The sequence below is a fragment of the Kistimonas asteriae genome, from assembly GCF_018263925.1.
In the GTDB taxonomy this organism is placed as follows: domain Bacteria; phylum Pseudomonadota; class Gammaproteobacteria; order Pseudomonadales; family Endozoicomonadaceae; genus Kistimonas; species Kistimonas asteriae.
Window position 1 is genome coordinate 74,789 of sequence record NZ_JAEVHF010000010.1, and the last position, 15,458, is coordinate 90,246.

The window sequence follows — 15,458 nt, forward strand, 5'->3', positions numbered from 1 at the left end:
CGATCAGCAGCATGGAGAATGATCAGTGAGTACTGATTTGGATTTTGAAAATATCCGGCTTTATAGCAAGGTGGTCAGCCTCCATTACCTGGAGGAGCGCAGTCAGGCGGAAATCGCCAAGATGCTCACCCTGTCTACTGCCAAGGTGAACCGGATCATACGTCATGCCAGGGAACTTGGCTGGATTGATATTACGATCAATACACCGCACAACCACCTGCTGACGATCGAAAACCGTTTGCGCGCAGTGAGTTCGATAGAGAGTGCTGTTATCACGCCTGATTTTTCAACGGATGCGCAGCTGGTGGTGAAATCGGCAGGCCGTGCGGCGGCGGGTTACCTCCTGGAACATCTGGAAGATGGCGATACGATCTGTATCAGTGGGGGGAAGGCGGTCAGCGCCATTGTTGATGAGATTCGCCCTAAACGACTGTATCAGAATATTACCGTTGTGCCGGCTACGGGCGGGGTTCAGGGTAAGCATTATACCGACGTCAACCACTTGGCCAGTCAGCTGTCCGAACGCTTGAACGGCAAGGCTTACCAGTTGCATGCGCCACTGTTTGCCGGTTCTGCCAAGGAACGCGACATGTTGATGGCTGTACGCCCGATTCAGGAAGTCCTTGACCGGGCGCGGCAGGCCCGGTTCGCACTGTTGGGGATAGGCTCTATTGTGCCGGATGACTCAAGCTACTTTGATCTGTATCCGGCATCGAAGCATGAACGGGACAAAATCGTGCAGGCGGATGCAGCCGGTGACCTGTTCGCCCATCTGTTTGACAGCCTGGGTTATCCCTGTCTGGCGGAATATAACAGCAAGCTGGTCGGGCTGACGCTGGATGACCTGCAGCATATTCCTCATTCAATTGGTGTCGCGGCCGGTGATGCCAAGGTCATACCCATCTGTGGTGCCCTGCGCAGTCGACGGCTGAAGACGCTGGTCACCGATGAATGCACATCACTAGCCGTACTGGATGTGCTCGAAAAACATAACAAATAAAACTGCAGGAGTGATGATATCCATGAATTACAAGACACTGGGCAGTTCAGACATCGAAACATCGGTCATCGGACTGGGCACCTGGGCCATGGGCGGCTGGATGTGGGGTGGCGGCAATGACCGTGATTCCATTTCAGCGATTCATGCCGCACTGGATAATGGCGTCAACCTCATTGATACGGCGCCGGCCTATGGTCTCGGGCGGTCAGAATCGCTTGTGGGTGAAGCCATACGGGGGCGTCGTGACAAGGTGGTACTGGCAACCAAGTGTGGACTTGTCTGGCATACCCAGAAAGGTAACCATTTCTTTGATGAAGAAGGTACGCCGGTTTATCGCTACCTGGGCGCTGACGCCATTCGGTATGAGCTGGAACAGAGCCTGAAGCGGCTGGGTACGGACTATATCGACCTCTATATCACCCACTGGCAGGATCCTACGACACCGATCGCTGAAACCATGGATGCACTCCTGCAACTGAAGCAGGAAGGGAAGATCCGTGCGATTGGGGTCAGTAATGTGAATGAAACGGAGCTGCGTGAATACCTGGCGTGTGGGCCGGTCGATGCGATTCAGGAAAAGTACAGCATGCTTGACCGCGAGATTGAGGCAGACCTGTTGCCTTTGTGTGAACAGCAGGGGGTCGGGGTGCTGAGTTATTCGACCCTGGCTCAGGGGTTGCTGACCGGAAAAATTGGGCCGGATCGCCAGTTCAGGGGCGATGATCAGCGTATCACCGATCCGCGTTTTAGCCTTGAAAACCGTCAGAAGGTGGCAGATATGCTCGCGGCGATGGCACCGCTTGCCCATGCGCATAATGTCAGCATTGCGCAATTGGTGATTGCCTGGACGATTGCTCAGTCAGGCCAGATGTTTGCATTGTGTGGCGCCCGGGATGCCAGGCAGTCTGAAGAAAATGCGGTGGCAGGCCAAGTGACACTGACAGCGGCAGAGATCGATCAGGTGTCGACGGCACTGTCAGCGTTCTTTTGATAATGAGAAAGGGTCAGGTTGTTTAATAACAATAACCTGACTGCGTTAAAACAATAAAACAGTTCATCGTACAAAAGTGTTCATGACTTTTGCGGTTTTTCTGTGCCTGGCGATTGATTGAGTGAATCGATATGAACGCTGAAACAAGGAAACAAAAGCGCGCCCGATTGTTGCAGTCGCCGGATGTCTCTGTCGTCATTGTTGGGGGCGGCATCAACGGGATTGGCCTGTATCGTGAGTTGGCATTACAGGGCGTTGATGTCCTTCTGGTCGAAAAAGAGGATTATTGCAGCGGCGCCAGTGCGGCACCGTCCCGAATGATTCATGGTGGTCTGCGTTACCTTGAAAATGGGGAGTTTACCCTTGTCAGGGAGTCCCTGAATGAGCGCAACCGGCTGCTGGCGAATGCGCCCCATTATGTGCGGCCACTGCCTACGACCATTCCGATTTTTTCCCGGTGGGACGGCGTCTGGCAGGCATTGTTGCGGTTTCTTCGGCTATCAGACAAACAGTCACGACGCGGGGCGTTTGTTATCAAATTGGGGCTGATGGCGTATGACCTGTTTACCAAAGGGGCAACATCGATGCCCACTCACCGCTTTCATCGGAAGTGTTCAACGAACACTCAATGGCCAGCACTGAATAAAGAGACTGTTTGCAGTGCAACCTATTATGACGCCTGGATCAGCTATCCGGAGCGGCTGGCTTTCGAACTCCTCGCTGATACGGAACAATTGTCTGATACCGGGATGGCATTGAACTATGCCGAGCTGATCCGGGCGGAAGGCGATCAGTTGATGATCGAAGACAGAACCGACGGGGCACAGATTCGCGTCAAACCACGTGTCGTGGTCAATGCGGCAGGTGCCTGGATTGACTTTACCAATCAGGCATTTTCGATGCCTACGCAGTTTATCGGCGGCACCAAGGGTTCCCACCTGATTATCAATAACCGGGAACTGTATCAGGCGACCGGCGGAGGGATGATTTATTACGAAAATCCCGAAGGTCGCATCTGCATTCTGTTTCCTTATTTTGACAATGTGCTGGTGGGGTCGACGGATATCAGTATCACCAATCCGGATACTGCCGTCTGCACCGCAGAGGAAACGGCCTATATCCTGGAATCGCTCAAATACATATTCCCTGATATCACGATCAGCCATGATGAGATCGTCTATCGGTTCAGCGGTGTACGTCCACTGCCGGCCAGCGATCGTGAGACCAACGGCCAGATATCCAGGGATCATAGCTGTCGGGTGATGCCTGCCAGTGAGGATCAACCCTTTCCGGTTTATTCCATGGTGGGGGGGAAATGGACGACATTCCGCAGTTTTGCGGAACAGGTCGCTGACCGGGTGCTCGCTGATCTGGATGTGACACGGCAGCAGTCAACGCATGCGCTGGCGATCGGGGGAGGAAAGGATTATCCCGAAAGCGACAGTGAACGTGAGCACTGGTGTCAGCAGTTCAGTGAAAAATATGGGTGTTCGATCTTACGTGCAGAACAGCTGCTGATGCGTTATGGCACCTGCGCAGTTGCCTTGGCTGAAAAGTATGATCTTGGCAATGACAGACCGCTGGAGCACCACACTGGCTACTCGTATGGCGAGCTGACTTACCTGATTGGCAGTGAACAGGTTGTCCATCTTTCCGACCTGCTGTTGCGGCGCACAGCACTGGCGATTAGTGGCGAACTGAATATGGCGATGGTTCAGGAGTTCAATGAACTGCTGGCTCGTCAGTCAGGCTGGTCTGCCGAGGTGGCAGAAGAGGAGCTCAGCCGTACGCTCTCTCACCTGGAAAAACACCATGGACTGGATCACAACACACTCAATAAAAGACCCTCAATCAGGAGTGAAGAGCACCATGTATCAAGCCAAGAAAGTGCGTATGAAGCGGTTGTTCAGGCGGGGTAAGTGTCTGGATGTCGCTATTGACCATGGCGTTTGTAATGAACCCGGTTTCCTGGACGGCCTGGAGGATATGGGTAAAGTCGTCGGCCAGTTGGTGGATGCTGGCCCCGATGCCATTCAGATGAATTTTGGGCAGAGTGACCTGTTGCAGGAAATTGAAGGCAAGGAAAAGCCTGCGTTGGTGATGCGCGTTGATTTGGGGAATCCCTACAATGCTGATCGACACCGGGTCATGTGGGCACAACTTCAGAATGATCAGGAACCGCTATTGCCTGCACTGCAAATGGATGCGGCCTGTGTGGTCGTCAACCTGTTCATGCTGCCGGATGAGCCGGACCTGTTCCGTCAGTGTGTGAACAATATCAGCCGTATCCGTAATGATTGCGACAAGTACGGGTTGCCGCTGATGATTGAACCGCTGGTCATGCAGGATAACAGCATCCGGGGCGGTTACATGGTCGATGGCGACCGGGAGAAAATTGTGACCCTGGTGCGTCTGGCCCGTGAGCTGGGAGCCGACATCATCAAGGCGGATCCGACGGCCAATGCAGAAGATTTCCATGAGGTGGTGGAAACGGCCCGCTGTCCGGTACTGGTGCGCGGTGGCGGCAAGGAAGATCTGAGAACCGTCTTCACCAAGGCGCGGCAGCTGCTGGATCAGGGTGCCATGGGGATGGTGTACGGTCGTAATATCTATCAGCACGAGAATCCGCGGCAGGTGGTAAGGTCCTTCATGGCGATGATCCATGACGGTGCCAGTGCGGAGCAGGCGTGGGATATCTACCACTCAGAAAAATAATCGAATCAAGGGAGTCCATCATGCCGCCGTACCTTTTGGGACTGGATAATGGCAACACGGTTACCAAAGCTGCCATCTTTGACCTGACGGGCCGAGAGATCGGCGTAGCGGCGGAGCCGGTTCAGACCCGGCATCCGGCGCCGGGTCATGTTGAGCGGGATATGACCGAGGTCTGGCAACAGACCGCGCGTGCTATCCGGCAGGTCTTGCAGGCAACCGGTATTGCTCCCGGTGACATCGCTGCTATTGGTTGTAGTGGACAGGGCAACGGTGTTTATCTGCTGGATCATGACCAACAGCCGTTGTTTGCCATTCCGTCGATGGATTCCCGTGCCGTAGCGCTGGTGGCTGAATGGCAGCAGGAAGGGCGTGGTCAGACCATTTACCCGATCAACTACCAGGGGATCTGGTCAGCGCAGACCGGTATGTTGCTGGCCTGGCTGAAGCGGTTTGATCCTGTCGTTTATGAGCAGATTGGTACGGCGTTCTTCTGTAAGGATTACATTAATTTCTGCCTGACCGGGGAACGGGCGACGGAAGTTACCGATGCCAGTGGTGGTGGACTGATTGATGTAAAAGACCGGCAGTACAGCGATGCGTTGTTCCGTCTTTATGGTATGCCTGAGGCGGTGAGCTATCTACCGCCTCTGCTTGAAAGCACGGATGTTGTGGGGACCGTCACGGCGGCAGCAGCAGAGGTCACGGGGCTACAGGCAGGCGTACCCGTTATTGCCGGGCTGTTCGATGTGGTGGCCAGTGCCCTGGGGGCGGGAGTGGTGGAAACCGGTGATGCATCCATCATTGCCGGCACCTGGAGTATCAATCAGGTCATTGTCGACCAGCCCATCGCTAATCCTGACGTGTTCATGTCCTGTGTCTTTGACCGGGAACGGTATATCGCCATTGAGTCCAGCGCGACATCGGCCACGAACCTGGAATGGTTCGTCAATGAATGCCTGGGTTTGGAAAAGCAGGAAGCGGATAGTGAAGGACGTTCAGTCTTTGAAACCGTTAACCGGATGGTGGCATCCACCCCGGTTGACGACAGTCTTCCGCTTTTTCATCCGTTCCTTCACGGCACGAATACGCATCCCGGTCTGCGAGCCGGTTTCTATGGTATTTCGGGGGGACAGGGAAAACGGCATTTATTGCGTAGTTTGTATGAAGGGGTGGCATTCGGGCATCTCAACCATATCAATCAACTGCGTCAGGCAGGGGCTGATTTCAAGCAGGCACGGCTGACCGGCGGTGGATCACGCAGCCACATCTGGGCGCAGATGTTTGCCGATATTCTGGAAATACCCATCGATGTCCCTAATGGCATTGAAATCGGCGCACGAGGGGCGGCAATGGCTGCCGGTGTGGGTGTCGGGCTTTACCGGGATCTGGCCGAGGGAGTTCGTCAGACAACGCAAATTGAGCGCCATCATGCCCCGGACCCATCCATGTTCCCCTGTTACCGGACGCGTTATCAGCGTTATCAGCTACTGACGACACTGATGGCGCAATACTGTGCGGCCGTACAGCGACTTGATACGGTGTCCGGTGATCACAAAGTGCTGGAAACCGCATAACAATAACAATGGGAGTCTCCCGTCATGTCTGCTTCTGTCTTACTGCCGAGAATCATGGAAATTGGGGCTGGCGCCAGCCGGAAGGTCACGGCCGTGCTCCGTCGACTGGGTTGTCAGCGCCCGCTTATCGTCACTGATGCGATGATGGTGCAACTGGGGTATGTGCAGCAGATTCAGGCGGAGCTGGAGAAGGCCGGGTTCACTTACGGCCTGTTTTCAGAATGCCAGCCGGAACCGGCAGAGGATTCCATCAGAGCCGGCGTGGGGATGGTGCGTGACGGTGAATTTGACGCCATCATTGCCCTTGGGGGCGGTAGTCCGATTGACAGTGCCAAGGCGATCGCGATCCTGGGGCGTTATGGTGGAGAGATGCAGGATTACCGTTTTCCAAGGGATGTGATAGAGGAAGGCCTGCCCATTATAGCCATCCCAACCACCGCGGGTACGGGCTCGGAAGTGACCCGCTTTACCATCATTACTGATTCGGTCAGCGATGAAAAAATGCTCTGTGTAGGGCAGGGCTTTATGCCAGTGGCAGCACTGGTGGATTATGAGCTGACACTTTCCCTGCCTGCCCGGGTGACTGCGGATACGGGCATAGATGCCTTGACCCATGCGATGGAAGCGTATGTCAGTCGCAAGGCCAACCCTTACAGCGATACGCAGGCATTACAGGCTATGGCATTGATCGCCCCCAATCTTCGGACTGTTTATCGTGAGCCCGGTAACCGACAGGCACGGGAGGCGATGATGCTCGGGGCCACCTTGGCGGGTATTGCTTTTTCCAATGCATCCGTGGCGCTGGTCCATGGCATGAGCCGGCCGATAGGCGCGCATTTCCATGTGCCGCATGGACTCAGTAATGCCATGCTGTTACCGGAAATTACGGCGTATTCAGTACCTTCTGCAACGACTCGCTATGCCACCTGCGCCAGAATCATGGGGGTGGCTGATGAACGGGATTCCAATAGCGTGGCGGTTGATAAGCTGCTGGTTGAACTGAAAGCGCTGAATCGCGATCTGCAGGTGCCCTCATTCGTGGAGTACGGGATCAAGGAAGCGCGCTTTTTTGAGCTGGTGGAGTTGATGGCTGAACAGGCGCTGGCATCCGGTTCTCCGGCCAATAATCCGCGGAAACCTGAAAAAGCGGAGGTTGTCGCCCTGTACCGCCGTATCTGGGAAAATGCTTCGGCGTGTTCTCCCGTATAAACGGTTACACGATGCTTCCATTAACGCAGCAGTCGATGAAATACAGCCATCACGCTGAATAAGTCGGCATGGTTGTATTTCACCTGACGGTTATCAGCGGATTACCCGTTCATCGCCATCGCCTTCCTAATGCCTGCCTCATACGACTCATGAACGTTACCGAACAGTTTAAGTTGTCGTTCAGCGATATCCTCAGGGATGGTGGTTAACTCGCTGGCAATGCGCTGATACATGCGCTGATGTTCCTCGTCGCTGAGCAGATTGTAGAGCGCTTCGACCTGGGAGTAATAGTCATCATCTTCCCGGTGGTTCCAGTGGTCATCGGCTCCACTCAGCGTGAGAGGCGGCTCAGCCGTTTCCGGAGATTCCTGAAACAGGCCAAAGCTGTTGGGCTCATAGGTGACACTGTCACCACTGTTGCTGTCCACCCGCATGGCGCCATCCCGGTGGTAATTATGGAACGGACATTTCGGGGCGTTGACCGGAATCTGGTGGTGGTTGACGCCCAGTCGGTAGCGGTGGGCATCGCCGTAGGAGAAGAGCCGGCCCTGAAGCATCTTGTCCGGTGAGAAACTGATACCGGGCGCAACGCTCGCCGGATTCATGGCGACCTGTTCCACTTCGTTAAAGTAATTATCGGGGTTTTTGTTCAGCTCGAAGTAGCCAACATCCATCAAGGGTGCGTCTCCGTGGCGCCATACCTTGGTCAGATCAAACGGGTTGTAAGGCAGTGTGGCGGCCTGATCTTCCGTTAATACCTGAATCTGCATGGTCCAGCGGGGATGATCGCCCTGTTCAATGGCATTGAACAGATCCCGTTGGGAGGACTCCCTGTCCATGCCCACCATTTTCATGGCTTCGTCGTCCATCAGGTTTTCAATACCCTGCTCGCAGCGGAAATGAAACTTCACCCAGTGTCGCTCATTGTCGCTGTTGATGAGGCTGAAGGTATGGCTACCAAAACCGTGCATATGGCGGTAGGAACGGGGCAGACCCCGGTCGCTGTAATCGATGGTGATCTGGTGAAGGGACTCTGGTAGATGGGAAAAGAAGTCCCATTTATGCGTGTTGCTTCTCATATTGTTCCGAGGATCCCGTTTTACCACGTGGTTGAGATCGGGGAATTTCAATGGATCCCGCAGATAGAAAACCGGGGTGTTATTGCCCACCAGATCCCAGTTGCCCTCATCGGTGTAGTACTTCATGGCAAAACCACGGATATCCCGCTCGGCATCCGCCGCACCCCGTTCACCCGCTACGGTGGAGAAGCGGATAAACATCGGCGTCTGTTTGCCCACTTCCGCAAAAATGGATGCTTTGGTGTATCGGGTAATGTCGTCGGTGACGGTAAAGGTGCCGTAGGCGCCGGAGCCCTTGGCATGCATTCTCCGTTCAGGAATCACTTCTCGGGCGAAGTGGGAGAGTTTCTCCAGGTACCACACATCTTCCAGCATCATCGGTCCACGGGGGCCGGCTGTTTTGACATTATTGTTATCTGCAACCAGTGCGCCTGAAGCAGAAGTCAGGTGACGTTTTGACATACATAATCCCTCTTGATGAGAAACAAAATGTATCTTCCGATGGGGTGTTTCCGTGGTAAGTCGAGGCAAATCAACGGTTTGGCAAATATAGCTTAAGTGGCGGTTTATGAAGTTTCGGGTGAAATTTCTTATTTGAAGGGGGGCTTAATGGGTTCTGCTTAGTGGCTAGACAGGCTTGGTTATGCTGGTGAGCGAGAAGACCTGATAGGCTGACATATGTGTTACTGGAATGATGTTGATGATGGTGCAAGATTTAGCCGGTTAAGCGATTTTATAACGACAAATGACGTTTTTTGAGCTGGTTTATGGATCAGTAATACTCTAGATTAACCGTTCTTTTGGGGTGGTGTTAGCGCTTTCCTGTAACCGTACCCTAGCGCATGACTGTATTCCGGATAGTTTGCATGGCTTCGCCTTCTGATCTGATTCCCGGGTTAATAGAACCTGTTCCCCTACAAAATCTTGTGATTCAACAAGGGCCACTGGCATCCATCCATTTGGATGTGTTGCGCCTGGATCGGGTGCACCCATTAGTCAGCGGCAACAAGTGGTACAAGCTCAAATATAATCTGGATGAATGCCTCAAGTCTGAGGTTAAAACCGTGGTCAGCTTTGGTGGTGCCTGGTCAAACCACTTACATGCGCTGGCTGCGGCTTGCCAGGTGGTTGGGATCGAGTCTGTGGGTGTCATTCGTGGGCATAAACCCGATGTACTTTCACCCTCGCTGCAGGATATGCAGGCGATGGGGATGTGTCTGCATTTTGTGACGCGTGAGGCTTATCGTCGACGGCATGATGTTGAGTTTCATCATGAGCTGATTGATACCCTGGCCTGTGATCCAACGTCGACTCGAATGATTCCGGAAGGTGGCAGTAATGCGTTGGCTATGCAGGGATGTGTAGAAATCCTGTCTCTGCATGGTATTCAGTCAGAGGATTACGATCTTGTCGCGACGGCCTGCGGTACAGGCGCAACCCTGGCCGGACTGATACTGGGGGCAGCAGGGAAGGGGCGTTTCCTCGGTGTTCCGGTCTTGAAGGGGGGCGACTTTCTTATTCAGGATATTCACCAGCGGTTGATGGATATTAAGTGTGATCATCAAAACTGGCAACTACGGACGGAATTCCATTGTGGTGGTTATGCGCGCCAGACAGAGGAGCTGCAACAGTTTGTTCGACGATTTTTCGATGAAACCGGCGTGCCTCTGGATCGGGTCTATACCGGCAAGTTGTTTTTTGCCTTGGAACAGTTGGTCGAGAAAGGGGATGTTCTGCCTGGTTGCCGCGTGCTGGCGATCCATACCGGTGGTTTGCAGGGAAACCGTTCATTGATGGAGTCGTAAGCGAGCCAGATTCTCCCAGTCATCCGGTACAAGGAAGAAGCGAGAGGCTTCGCAGTATTGTTCATCCATTGACGTTAATCCGGCGAGCATGATCGGGCCCCGGTATTGTTTGAATAATGCGGTGGTACTGTTGTGCAGCCAGTCGATTTTATGAATATCGGCTTTGGTGATCGACGATGTGAGGCTGTTCAGTGGGGGTGTCATCCATTGTGTCTTGTTCAGGTGGGTTATCGCGTCGATCTTCCGGGTTTCAATGTAGTGGTTCAGGGCGCTGACCGGTAGCCAGTCGCCATGGAGATGCCGGTCAGACAACAGGGTTGGTGCCGACAATGAACCCTCAAAGGGATAAAACAGGCAGCCCTGCAGCAGGATTTCACTGATAACCCCGGTAATACCCAGAGCTTCCAGGGAGTGACGACCTTCTGGCGTCTGGCTCAGTACGGACTGGTGGTTGAGTAATCGGTCAACCTTGCGGTCGAATCGATCGTCAAGGCCGGGTCCAAACCAGCCGGCAAGCGAATCTGAGTCAGGCAGCCCTAGGTAGAATTTGACCGCCATTTCCCGATGCACATAGGCCTTTCGGATTCGGCAGTAATAAATCAGGTCAAATTCGCCGAGGGTGCGCTTGTCAGCCTGGACCTGGCGATTGCAGCTGATAACCTGGGTATCCGGCAAATGCCGAAAGATGGCTTGCCACAGTGTCTCGTAATAGACGCCGAGGAGATGGTGTCTTTTTCCTTGTAGTTCCTCCTGCAGCGCTTCCATGCTATTCGTCAGGTCCTGCACCACTGGCTGGGAGGCTGGCGGCAGGGCTGATGCCAGAAGGACTGGATGCTGCTGGTGATCCAGTAACACCGGGCATTCAAGCAGCCATTGGATCGATGTCTGTAGCGATTTGGCAGAAAAATTGACGCTCATATCTCAGAGTTCCCGAGAAACCCTGTGACGCTCAGGGCTGTGGACGTTTATAATGGACAGTAACATCTATTTCTCATAACCAATGGTTTTATGGAACAGTTCAAGAACATTGGGATCATCGGTCGTCTGGGCAGTGTCCAGGTTGTGGAGACGCTCAAGCGGCTGAAACAGTTTCTGTTGTCCCGTCACCTGCACGTTATTCTGGAAGAGCCATTGGCGCAACTGTTACCCGGTCACGGGCTGCAGGTTTGTAACCGGAAAATGATGGGGGAAATCTGCGACCTGGTGATCGTTGTCGGTGGTGACGGCAGTATGCTCGGCGCTGCCCGGGCGCTGGCGCGGCACAATGTGCCAGTACTGGGCGTGAACCGTGGCAGCCTCGGATTTCTCACAGATATTCAGCCGGATAACCTGGAAGAGCAGGTTGGCGAGGTGCTGGAAGGCAAATATATCGTCGAGAGTCGGTTCCTGCTGGAAATGACCATCAAGCGGGAAGGTGAGGTGATTGGCCGCGCCGGCGCTTTGAACGAGGTGGTACTCCACCCGGGTAAAGCGACCCGGATGATCGAGTTTGAACTCTTTATTGAAGGTCAGTTCGTCTACAGTCAGCGTTCTGATGGTTTGATCGTGGCGACACCGACCGGTTCTACGGCCTATGCGCTGTCCGGTGGCGGGCCAATCATGCATCCCCGACTGGATGCCCTGGTGCTGGTGCCGATGTTCCCCCATACCCTGAGCAGTCGTCCGATCGTCATTGACGGCAACAGCGAACTGAAAATTGTCATCGGCCGCAATAACCCGACCTATCCGCAGCTCAGCTGCGATGGTCAGGTGCATATCACGGCAGCACCGGGTGATACCGTGACTGTCCATAAGAAACCGTACAAACTGCGTCTCATCCATCCCCTCAATCATAACTACTACGAAGTGTGCCGCACCAAGCTTGGGTGGGGTAATCGTCTGGATAGCTAAGCGCCCCACGCGGTCTAACGTTATTCAGGCACTGATTTCCTGGATTGGAGTACGTCATGGAATATGCAGACAGTGTGTGCCATCAGGGCTATGACCTGATTGGCGATGTCCACGGCTGCAACAACACCCTGTGTCGGCTGCTGGCCGAACTGGGCTACAGACAGGTGGATGGTATCTGGCGCCATCCGGACCGGCAGGCGGTATTTGTCGGTGATATTGTTGATCGTGGGCCTCGGATTCGAGAGTCTCTGCGGACTGTACGGGATATGGTCGAGACGGGTGCCGCACAGCTGGTCATGGGCAACCATGAATATAATCTGCTGGCGTTCCTCACGCCCGGCGCCGAGGGTTCCGGGCTAGAGTACCTGCGCTCCCATACGGAGCGTAACTGCCGGTTGGTCAGGGAGACCCTGGAGCAGTTTGCCGGCCATGCCGATGAGCTGGCTGATCATGCCCAGTGGCTGATGAGTCTGCCGCTGTTTCTGGAATTCAGTCGCTTCCGTGTGGTGCATGCCTGCTGGGATCCTCGCCTGATTGGAGAATTCCGTCGTCGCTACCAGCGCAATACGATCGACAGTGAGTTTCTGCAGGAATCTGCTGTCTATGGCAGCTTTGCCAATCGCACGGTGGATCACCTGTTGCGGGGTATTGATTTGCCTCTGCCGGATGGTATGACCATGACCAGTAAGGATGGCTTGGTGCGGCGATTTTTCCGGGCAGCTTTCTGGCAGCAGTATCCGGATACGCTCAACGATGTGGTGTTTCAGCCTGATCCGCTACCGCCGGAGCTGGGTGGTTGCAAGCTGACACCGGATGACCTTGAGCGTATACCCTACTATGACCCGGATCAGCCTCCGCTGTTCTTTGGCCACTACTGGCGTTCCGGTACACCGGCGCTGATTCGCCCCAATATTGCCTGTCTGGACTACAGCGCCGTGAAATATGGCAAGCTGGTGGCCTATCGGATGAGTAATGAGCGCTGGCTCAAACACAGTCACTTTGTCTGGGTGGATGTGGACCCGGATGAGCCATTCAAGGCTTCGGCTTCTTTTTAATGCTGCGATACTTTTTAGTGCTGCGATAAATCGGCGAGACAATCATGCAACGTGTACTTGAACTGTCTATGGAGATAGACCTGTTACCCTTTTCCGCCTTTCTCTGGCGGGAAGGCATTGCTCACCGGATCACCGAGGAAGGGGGGCGTCAGGTGCTGTGGCTGGATAATCCGGCCAGTGCAGCGCAGGTCGAGCAATATTATGCCGACTGGCAGGCCGGCCTGCTCCAGCTTGGCGAAGTGAAAATTCAGTGGTGGAAGCGTCATGGTCTGATGAGCGGCCCGCTGGGGGACTGGAAACGCATGCCGGCGACACTGCTGTTTCTAGCTGCATGCCTGGTGGTGGCCTTTATAACCCGGTTGGGTAATGACTATCAGACGGTTGCCTGGTTCTCGTTTCTCAATTTTGATATTGCCGGGGAATACATCCGCTTCGTGCCCTTGTCTTACAGTTTGTCCCACGGAGATTATTGGCGCCTTCTGACACCTATTTTCCTGCATTTTGGCATTCTGCACCTGGCGTTCAATATGCTCTGGTTGATGGAGTTCGGTCGGAGGCTTGAGCTTCACCATGGCAGTTTGTTCCTGGCACTGTTAATCGTGGTGACGGGACTGGTTTCCAATGTTGCCCAGTATCAGTTTGGTGGCAGTGTCGCGCTGTTCGGCGGATTCTCCGGCGTCATTTATGGCCTGATGGGTTTTCTGTGGATTCGGGAAAAAGAACAGCCGGGCCTCTATGGCGTGCCATCCGGTATTTACATGTTTATGTTGATCTGGCTGGTCATCGGCTTTACGGGGGTGCTGGGTGCGATAGGATTTGGTCAGATGGCTAATACGGCGCATGCCGGCGGACTCTTGAGTGGTGCCGCCTGTGGCTGGCTGTATAACCGTTTTCGGGGCGAAAAACAAAACGTCATGAAAGACGCCTGAGGGAATGCAATTTTCTGATTTTCTGACTGGGGGTACGATGGAATTTGAACAACTAATCAAGACTATGGCACCTGAAACCGTGGCCAACCTGCGCCGCGCGGTGGAGCTGGGCAAATGGCCGGATGGTCGCAAATTGACGGCAGAGCAGCGTGAATCCAGCCTGCAGGCGGTCATTGCCTGGGAACAGTACCATCTGCCTGACAGTGAGCGTACCGGTTACATGGCCCAGGCCTGTCGTTCGCAGAAAAACGAAGCATCATCGGATGACTCTAAGGACGATGAAACCATTCTGCGGTTCAGGGATGCCTGAACCCGGAAGCAGGAGTGAAAATTGACAGAGAATGTAATGGTGGACACGAAAGTGCTGACGGGCGCACTCAGGAAAATGCAGGGCGAACTGGTCGATGGGGTGGTGCAATACCAGCTGCCGGTGGGTGACGCGCTATTGCCGCTCAATGCGTTGATGGGGGAGAAGTTGTCCATCCACTATGCGGGCGCCATTCATTGCGTTCATTGTGGCCGGAAGACCAAAAAAAGCTTTAACCAGGGATTTTGCTATCCCTGTTTCCGCAAACTGGCCGCCTGTGACAGCTGCATCATGAGCCCTGAGAAGTGCCACTATCATGCGGGGACTTGCCGTGAACCCGAATGGGGTGAGCGCAACTGCATGACTGGCCATGTGGTGTATCTGGCGAATTCATCGGGCGTCAAGGTGGGTATCACCCGCTTGAATCAGGTACCGGTGCGCTGGATTGACCAGGGGGCTGTGGAAGCGCTGCCGATCTTCCGTGTGGCCACGCGGCGATTATCCGGTCTGGTGGAAGACCTGTTCCGCTCAGCCGTGAAAGACCGAACGAACTGGCGTGCGATGCTAAAGGGGCAGATTCCTGAGCTGGATCTTGTCGCTGAGCGAGACACCTTGTTTGAGCGTTTTGGTGACGATATCGCCGCATTGCAGCAGGAGTACGGGGTTCAGGCCGTACAGCCTGTGCTGGATGCAGAGTGTTACCGCTTCAGTTACCCTGTTCAACAATACCCGGACAAAGTGACGTCCTTTAACCTGGACAAGACCCCGCTGGTCGAGGGGGTGTTACAGGGTATCAAAGGGCAATACCTCTTGCTGGATACCGGTGTGATCAATATCCGGAAATTTACCGCTTACCAGGTGGACGTTTCCGTGGCCAGTTGAGACCACACGTCTCACGTTTCAC

The 15,458-nt window shown here is 54.3% G+C and carries 14 protein-coding genes; 12 read left to right on the forward strand and 2 right to left on the reverse strand.

Going from position 1 to position 15,458, the window contains the following annotated elements; all coding sequences use genetic code 11:
• Positions 1-25: 25 nt before the first annotated feature.
• The 6 genes from KHS78_RS12535 to KHS78_RS12560 all read left to right on the forward strand — a co-directional run bounded on the left by KHS78_RS12535 (position 26) and on the right by KHS78_RS12560 (position 7,489).
• On the forward strand, positions 26-1,000 hold the full coding sequence (locus tag KHS78_RS12535; RefSeq protein ID WP_211828809.1) for a sugar-binding transcriptional regulator: 975 nt from the start codon (positions 26-28) through the stop codon (positions 998-1,000).
• Between the two features lie 22 nt (positions 1,001-1,022).
• Entirely contained in the window at positions 1,023-1,991 is a 969-nt protein-coding gene (locus tag KHS78_RS12540; RefSeq protein ID WP_211828810.1) for an aldo/keto reductase, read from the forward strand.
• Positions 1,992-2,122: 131 nt separating this feature from the next.
• Positions 2,123-3,910 (forward strand): glycerol-3-phosphate dehydrogenase/oxidase, encoded by a 1,788-nt coding sequence (locus KHS78_RS12545; protein WP_211828811.1) that lies wholly within the window; start codon positions 2,123-2,125, stop codon positions 3,908-3,910.
• Positions 3,861-4,706: a class I fructose-bisphosphate aldolase gene (locus KHS78_RS12550; RefSeq protein ID WP_211828812.1), complete on the forward strand. Its 846-nt coding sequence runs from the start codon at positions 3,861-3,863 to the stop codon at positions 4,704-4,706. The genes KHS78_RS12545 and KHS78_RS12550 overlap by 50 nt, the downstream gene beginning before the upstream one ends.
• Positions 4,707-4,726: 20 nt before the next feature.
• On the forward strand, positions 4,727-6,280 hold the full coding sequence (locus tag KHS78_RS12555) for an FGGY-family carbohydrate kinase (RefSeq protein ID WP_211828813.1): 1,554 nt from the start codon (positions 4,727-4,729) through the stop codon (positions 6,278-6,280).
• Positions 6,281-6,304: 24 nt separating this feature from the next.
• Entirely contained in the window at positions 6,305-7,489 is a 1,185-nt protein-coding gene (locus tag KHS78_RS12560) for an iron-containing alcohol dehydrogenase (protein WP_211828814.1), read from the forward strand.
• 101 nt (positions 7,490-7,590) lie between these two features.
• Here KHS78_RS12560 and KHS78_RS12565 read toward each other — a convergent pair whose 3' ends face one another.
• Entirely contained in the window at positions 7,591-9,030 is a 1,440-nt protein-coding gene (locus KHS78_RS12565; RefSeq protein WP_211828815.1) for a catalase, read from the reverse strand.
• 404 nt (positions 9,031-9,434) lie between these two features.
• Between KHS78_RS12565 and KHS78_RS12570 the strand changes: the two genes are divergently transcribed.
• Positions 9,435-10,373 (forward strand): 1-aminocyclopropane-1-carboxylate deaminase/D-cysteine desulfhydrase, encoded by a 939-nt coding sequence (locus KHS78_RS12570; RefSeq protein WP_211828816.1) that lies wholly within the window; start codon positions 9,435-9,437, stop codon positions 10,371-10,373.
• Here the strand turns inward: KHS78_RS12570 and KHS78_RS12575 are convergent.
• A complete protein-coding gene (locus KHS78_RS12575; protein WP_211828817.1) occupies positions 10,356-11,291 on the reverse strand; it encodes a DUF1853 family protein in 936 nt (311 codons plus the stop codon). The two genes, KHS78_RS12570 and KHS78_RS12575, sit on opposite strands and share 18 nt — an antisense overlap.
• Before the next feature lie 90 nt (positions 11,292-11,381).
• On the opposite strand from KHS78_RS12575, the gene KHS78_RS12580 reads away from it, so the two are divergent.
• From KHS78_RS12580 to KHS78_RS12600, 5 genes are read left to right on the forward strand one after another with little or no spacing between them, the layout of a single operon-like run.
• Positions 11,382-12,263, forward strand: a complete 882-nt coding sequence (locus KHS78_RS12580; RefSeq protein WP_211828818.1) for an NAD(+) kinase — start codon at positions 11,382-11,384, stop codon at positions 12,261-12,263.
• Between the two features lie 56 nt (positions 12,264-12,319).
• Complete coding sequence (locus KHS78_RS12585; protein ID WP_211828819.1) at positions 12,320-13,318, forward strand: metallophosphoesterase; 999 nt, start codon at positions 12,320-12,322, stop codon at positions 13,316-13,318.
• A 44-nt stretch (positions 13,319-13,362) separates the two neighbouring features.
• Entirely contained in the window at positions 13,363-14,247 is an 885-nt protein-coding gene (locus KHS78_RS12590; protein WP_211828820.1) for a rhomboid family intramembrane serine protease, read from the forward strand.
• Positions 14,248-14,284: 37 nt separating this feature from the next.
• Entirely contained in the window at positions 14,285-14,557 is a 273-nt protein-coding gene (locus KHS78_RS12595) for a YeaC family protein (protein ID WP_211828821.1), read from the forward strand.
• Positions 14,558-14,593: 36 nt separating this feature from the next.
• Entirely contained in the window at positions 14,594-15,436 is an 843-nt protein-coding gene (locus KHS78_RS12600) for a DUF2797 domain-containing protein (protein WP_211828902.1), read from the forward strand.
• The last annotated feature ends 22 nt before the right edge of the window (positions 15,437-15,458 follow it).

Excerpts from the sequence above, each read along its gene's own strand:
- KHS78_RS12540 (WP_211828810.1), top strand. The coding sequence starts at position 1,023 with ATGAATTACAAGACACTGGGCAGTTCAGACATCGAAACATCGGTCATC.
- KHS78_RS12545 (WP_211828811.1), top strand. The coding sequence starts at position 2,123 with ATGAACGCTGAAACAAGGAAACAAAAGCGCGCCCGATTGTTGCAGTCG.
- KHS78_RS12550 (WP_211828812.1), top strand. The coding sequence starts at position 3,861 with ATGTATCAAGCCAAGAAAGTGCGTATGAAGCGGTTGTTCAGGCGGGGT.
- KHS78_RS12555 (WP_211828813.1), top strand. The coding sequence starts at position 4,727 with ATGCCGCCGTACCTTTTGGGACTGGATAATGGCAACACGGTTACCAAA.
- KHS78_RS12560 (WP_211828814.1), top strand. The coding sequence starts at position 6,305 with ATGTCTGCTTCTGTCTTACTGCCGAGAATCATGGAAATTGGGGCTGGC.
- KHS78_RS12565 (WP_211828815.1), bottom strand. The coding sequence starts at position 9,030 with ATGTCAAAACGTCACCTGACTTCTGCTTCAGGCGCACTGGTTGCAGAT.
- KHS78_RS12570 (WP_211828816.1), top strand. The coding sequence starts at position 9,435 with ATGGCTTCGCCTTCTGATCTGATTCCCGGGTTAATAGAACCTGTTCCC.
- KHS78_RS12575 (WP_211828817.1), bottom strand. The coding sequence starts at position 11,291 with ATGAGCGTCAATTTTTCTGCCAAATCGCTACAGACATCGATCCAATGG.
- KHS78_RS12580 (WP_211828818.1), top strand. The coding sequence starts at position 11,382 with ATGGAACAGTTCAAGAACATTGGGATCATCGGTCGTCTGGGCAGTGTC.
- KHS78_RS12585 (WP_211828819.1), top strand. The coding sequence starts at position 12,320 with ATGGAATATGCAGACAGTGTGTGCCATCAGGGCTATGACCTGATTGGC.
- KHS78_RS12590 (WP_211828820.1), top strand. The coding sequence starts at position 13,363 with ATGCAACGTGTACTTGAACTGTCTATGGAGATAGACCTGTTACCCTTT.
- KHS78_RS12595 (WP_211828821.1), top strand. The coding sequence starts at position 14,285 with ATGGAATTTGAACAACTAATCAAGACTATGGCACCTGAAACCGTGGCC.
- KHS78_RS12600 (WP_211828902.1), top strand. The coding sequence starts at position 14,594 with ATGGTGGACACGAAAGTGCTGACGGGCGCACTCAGGAAAATGCAGGGC.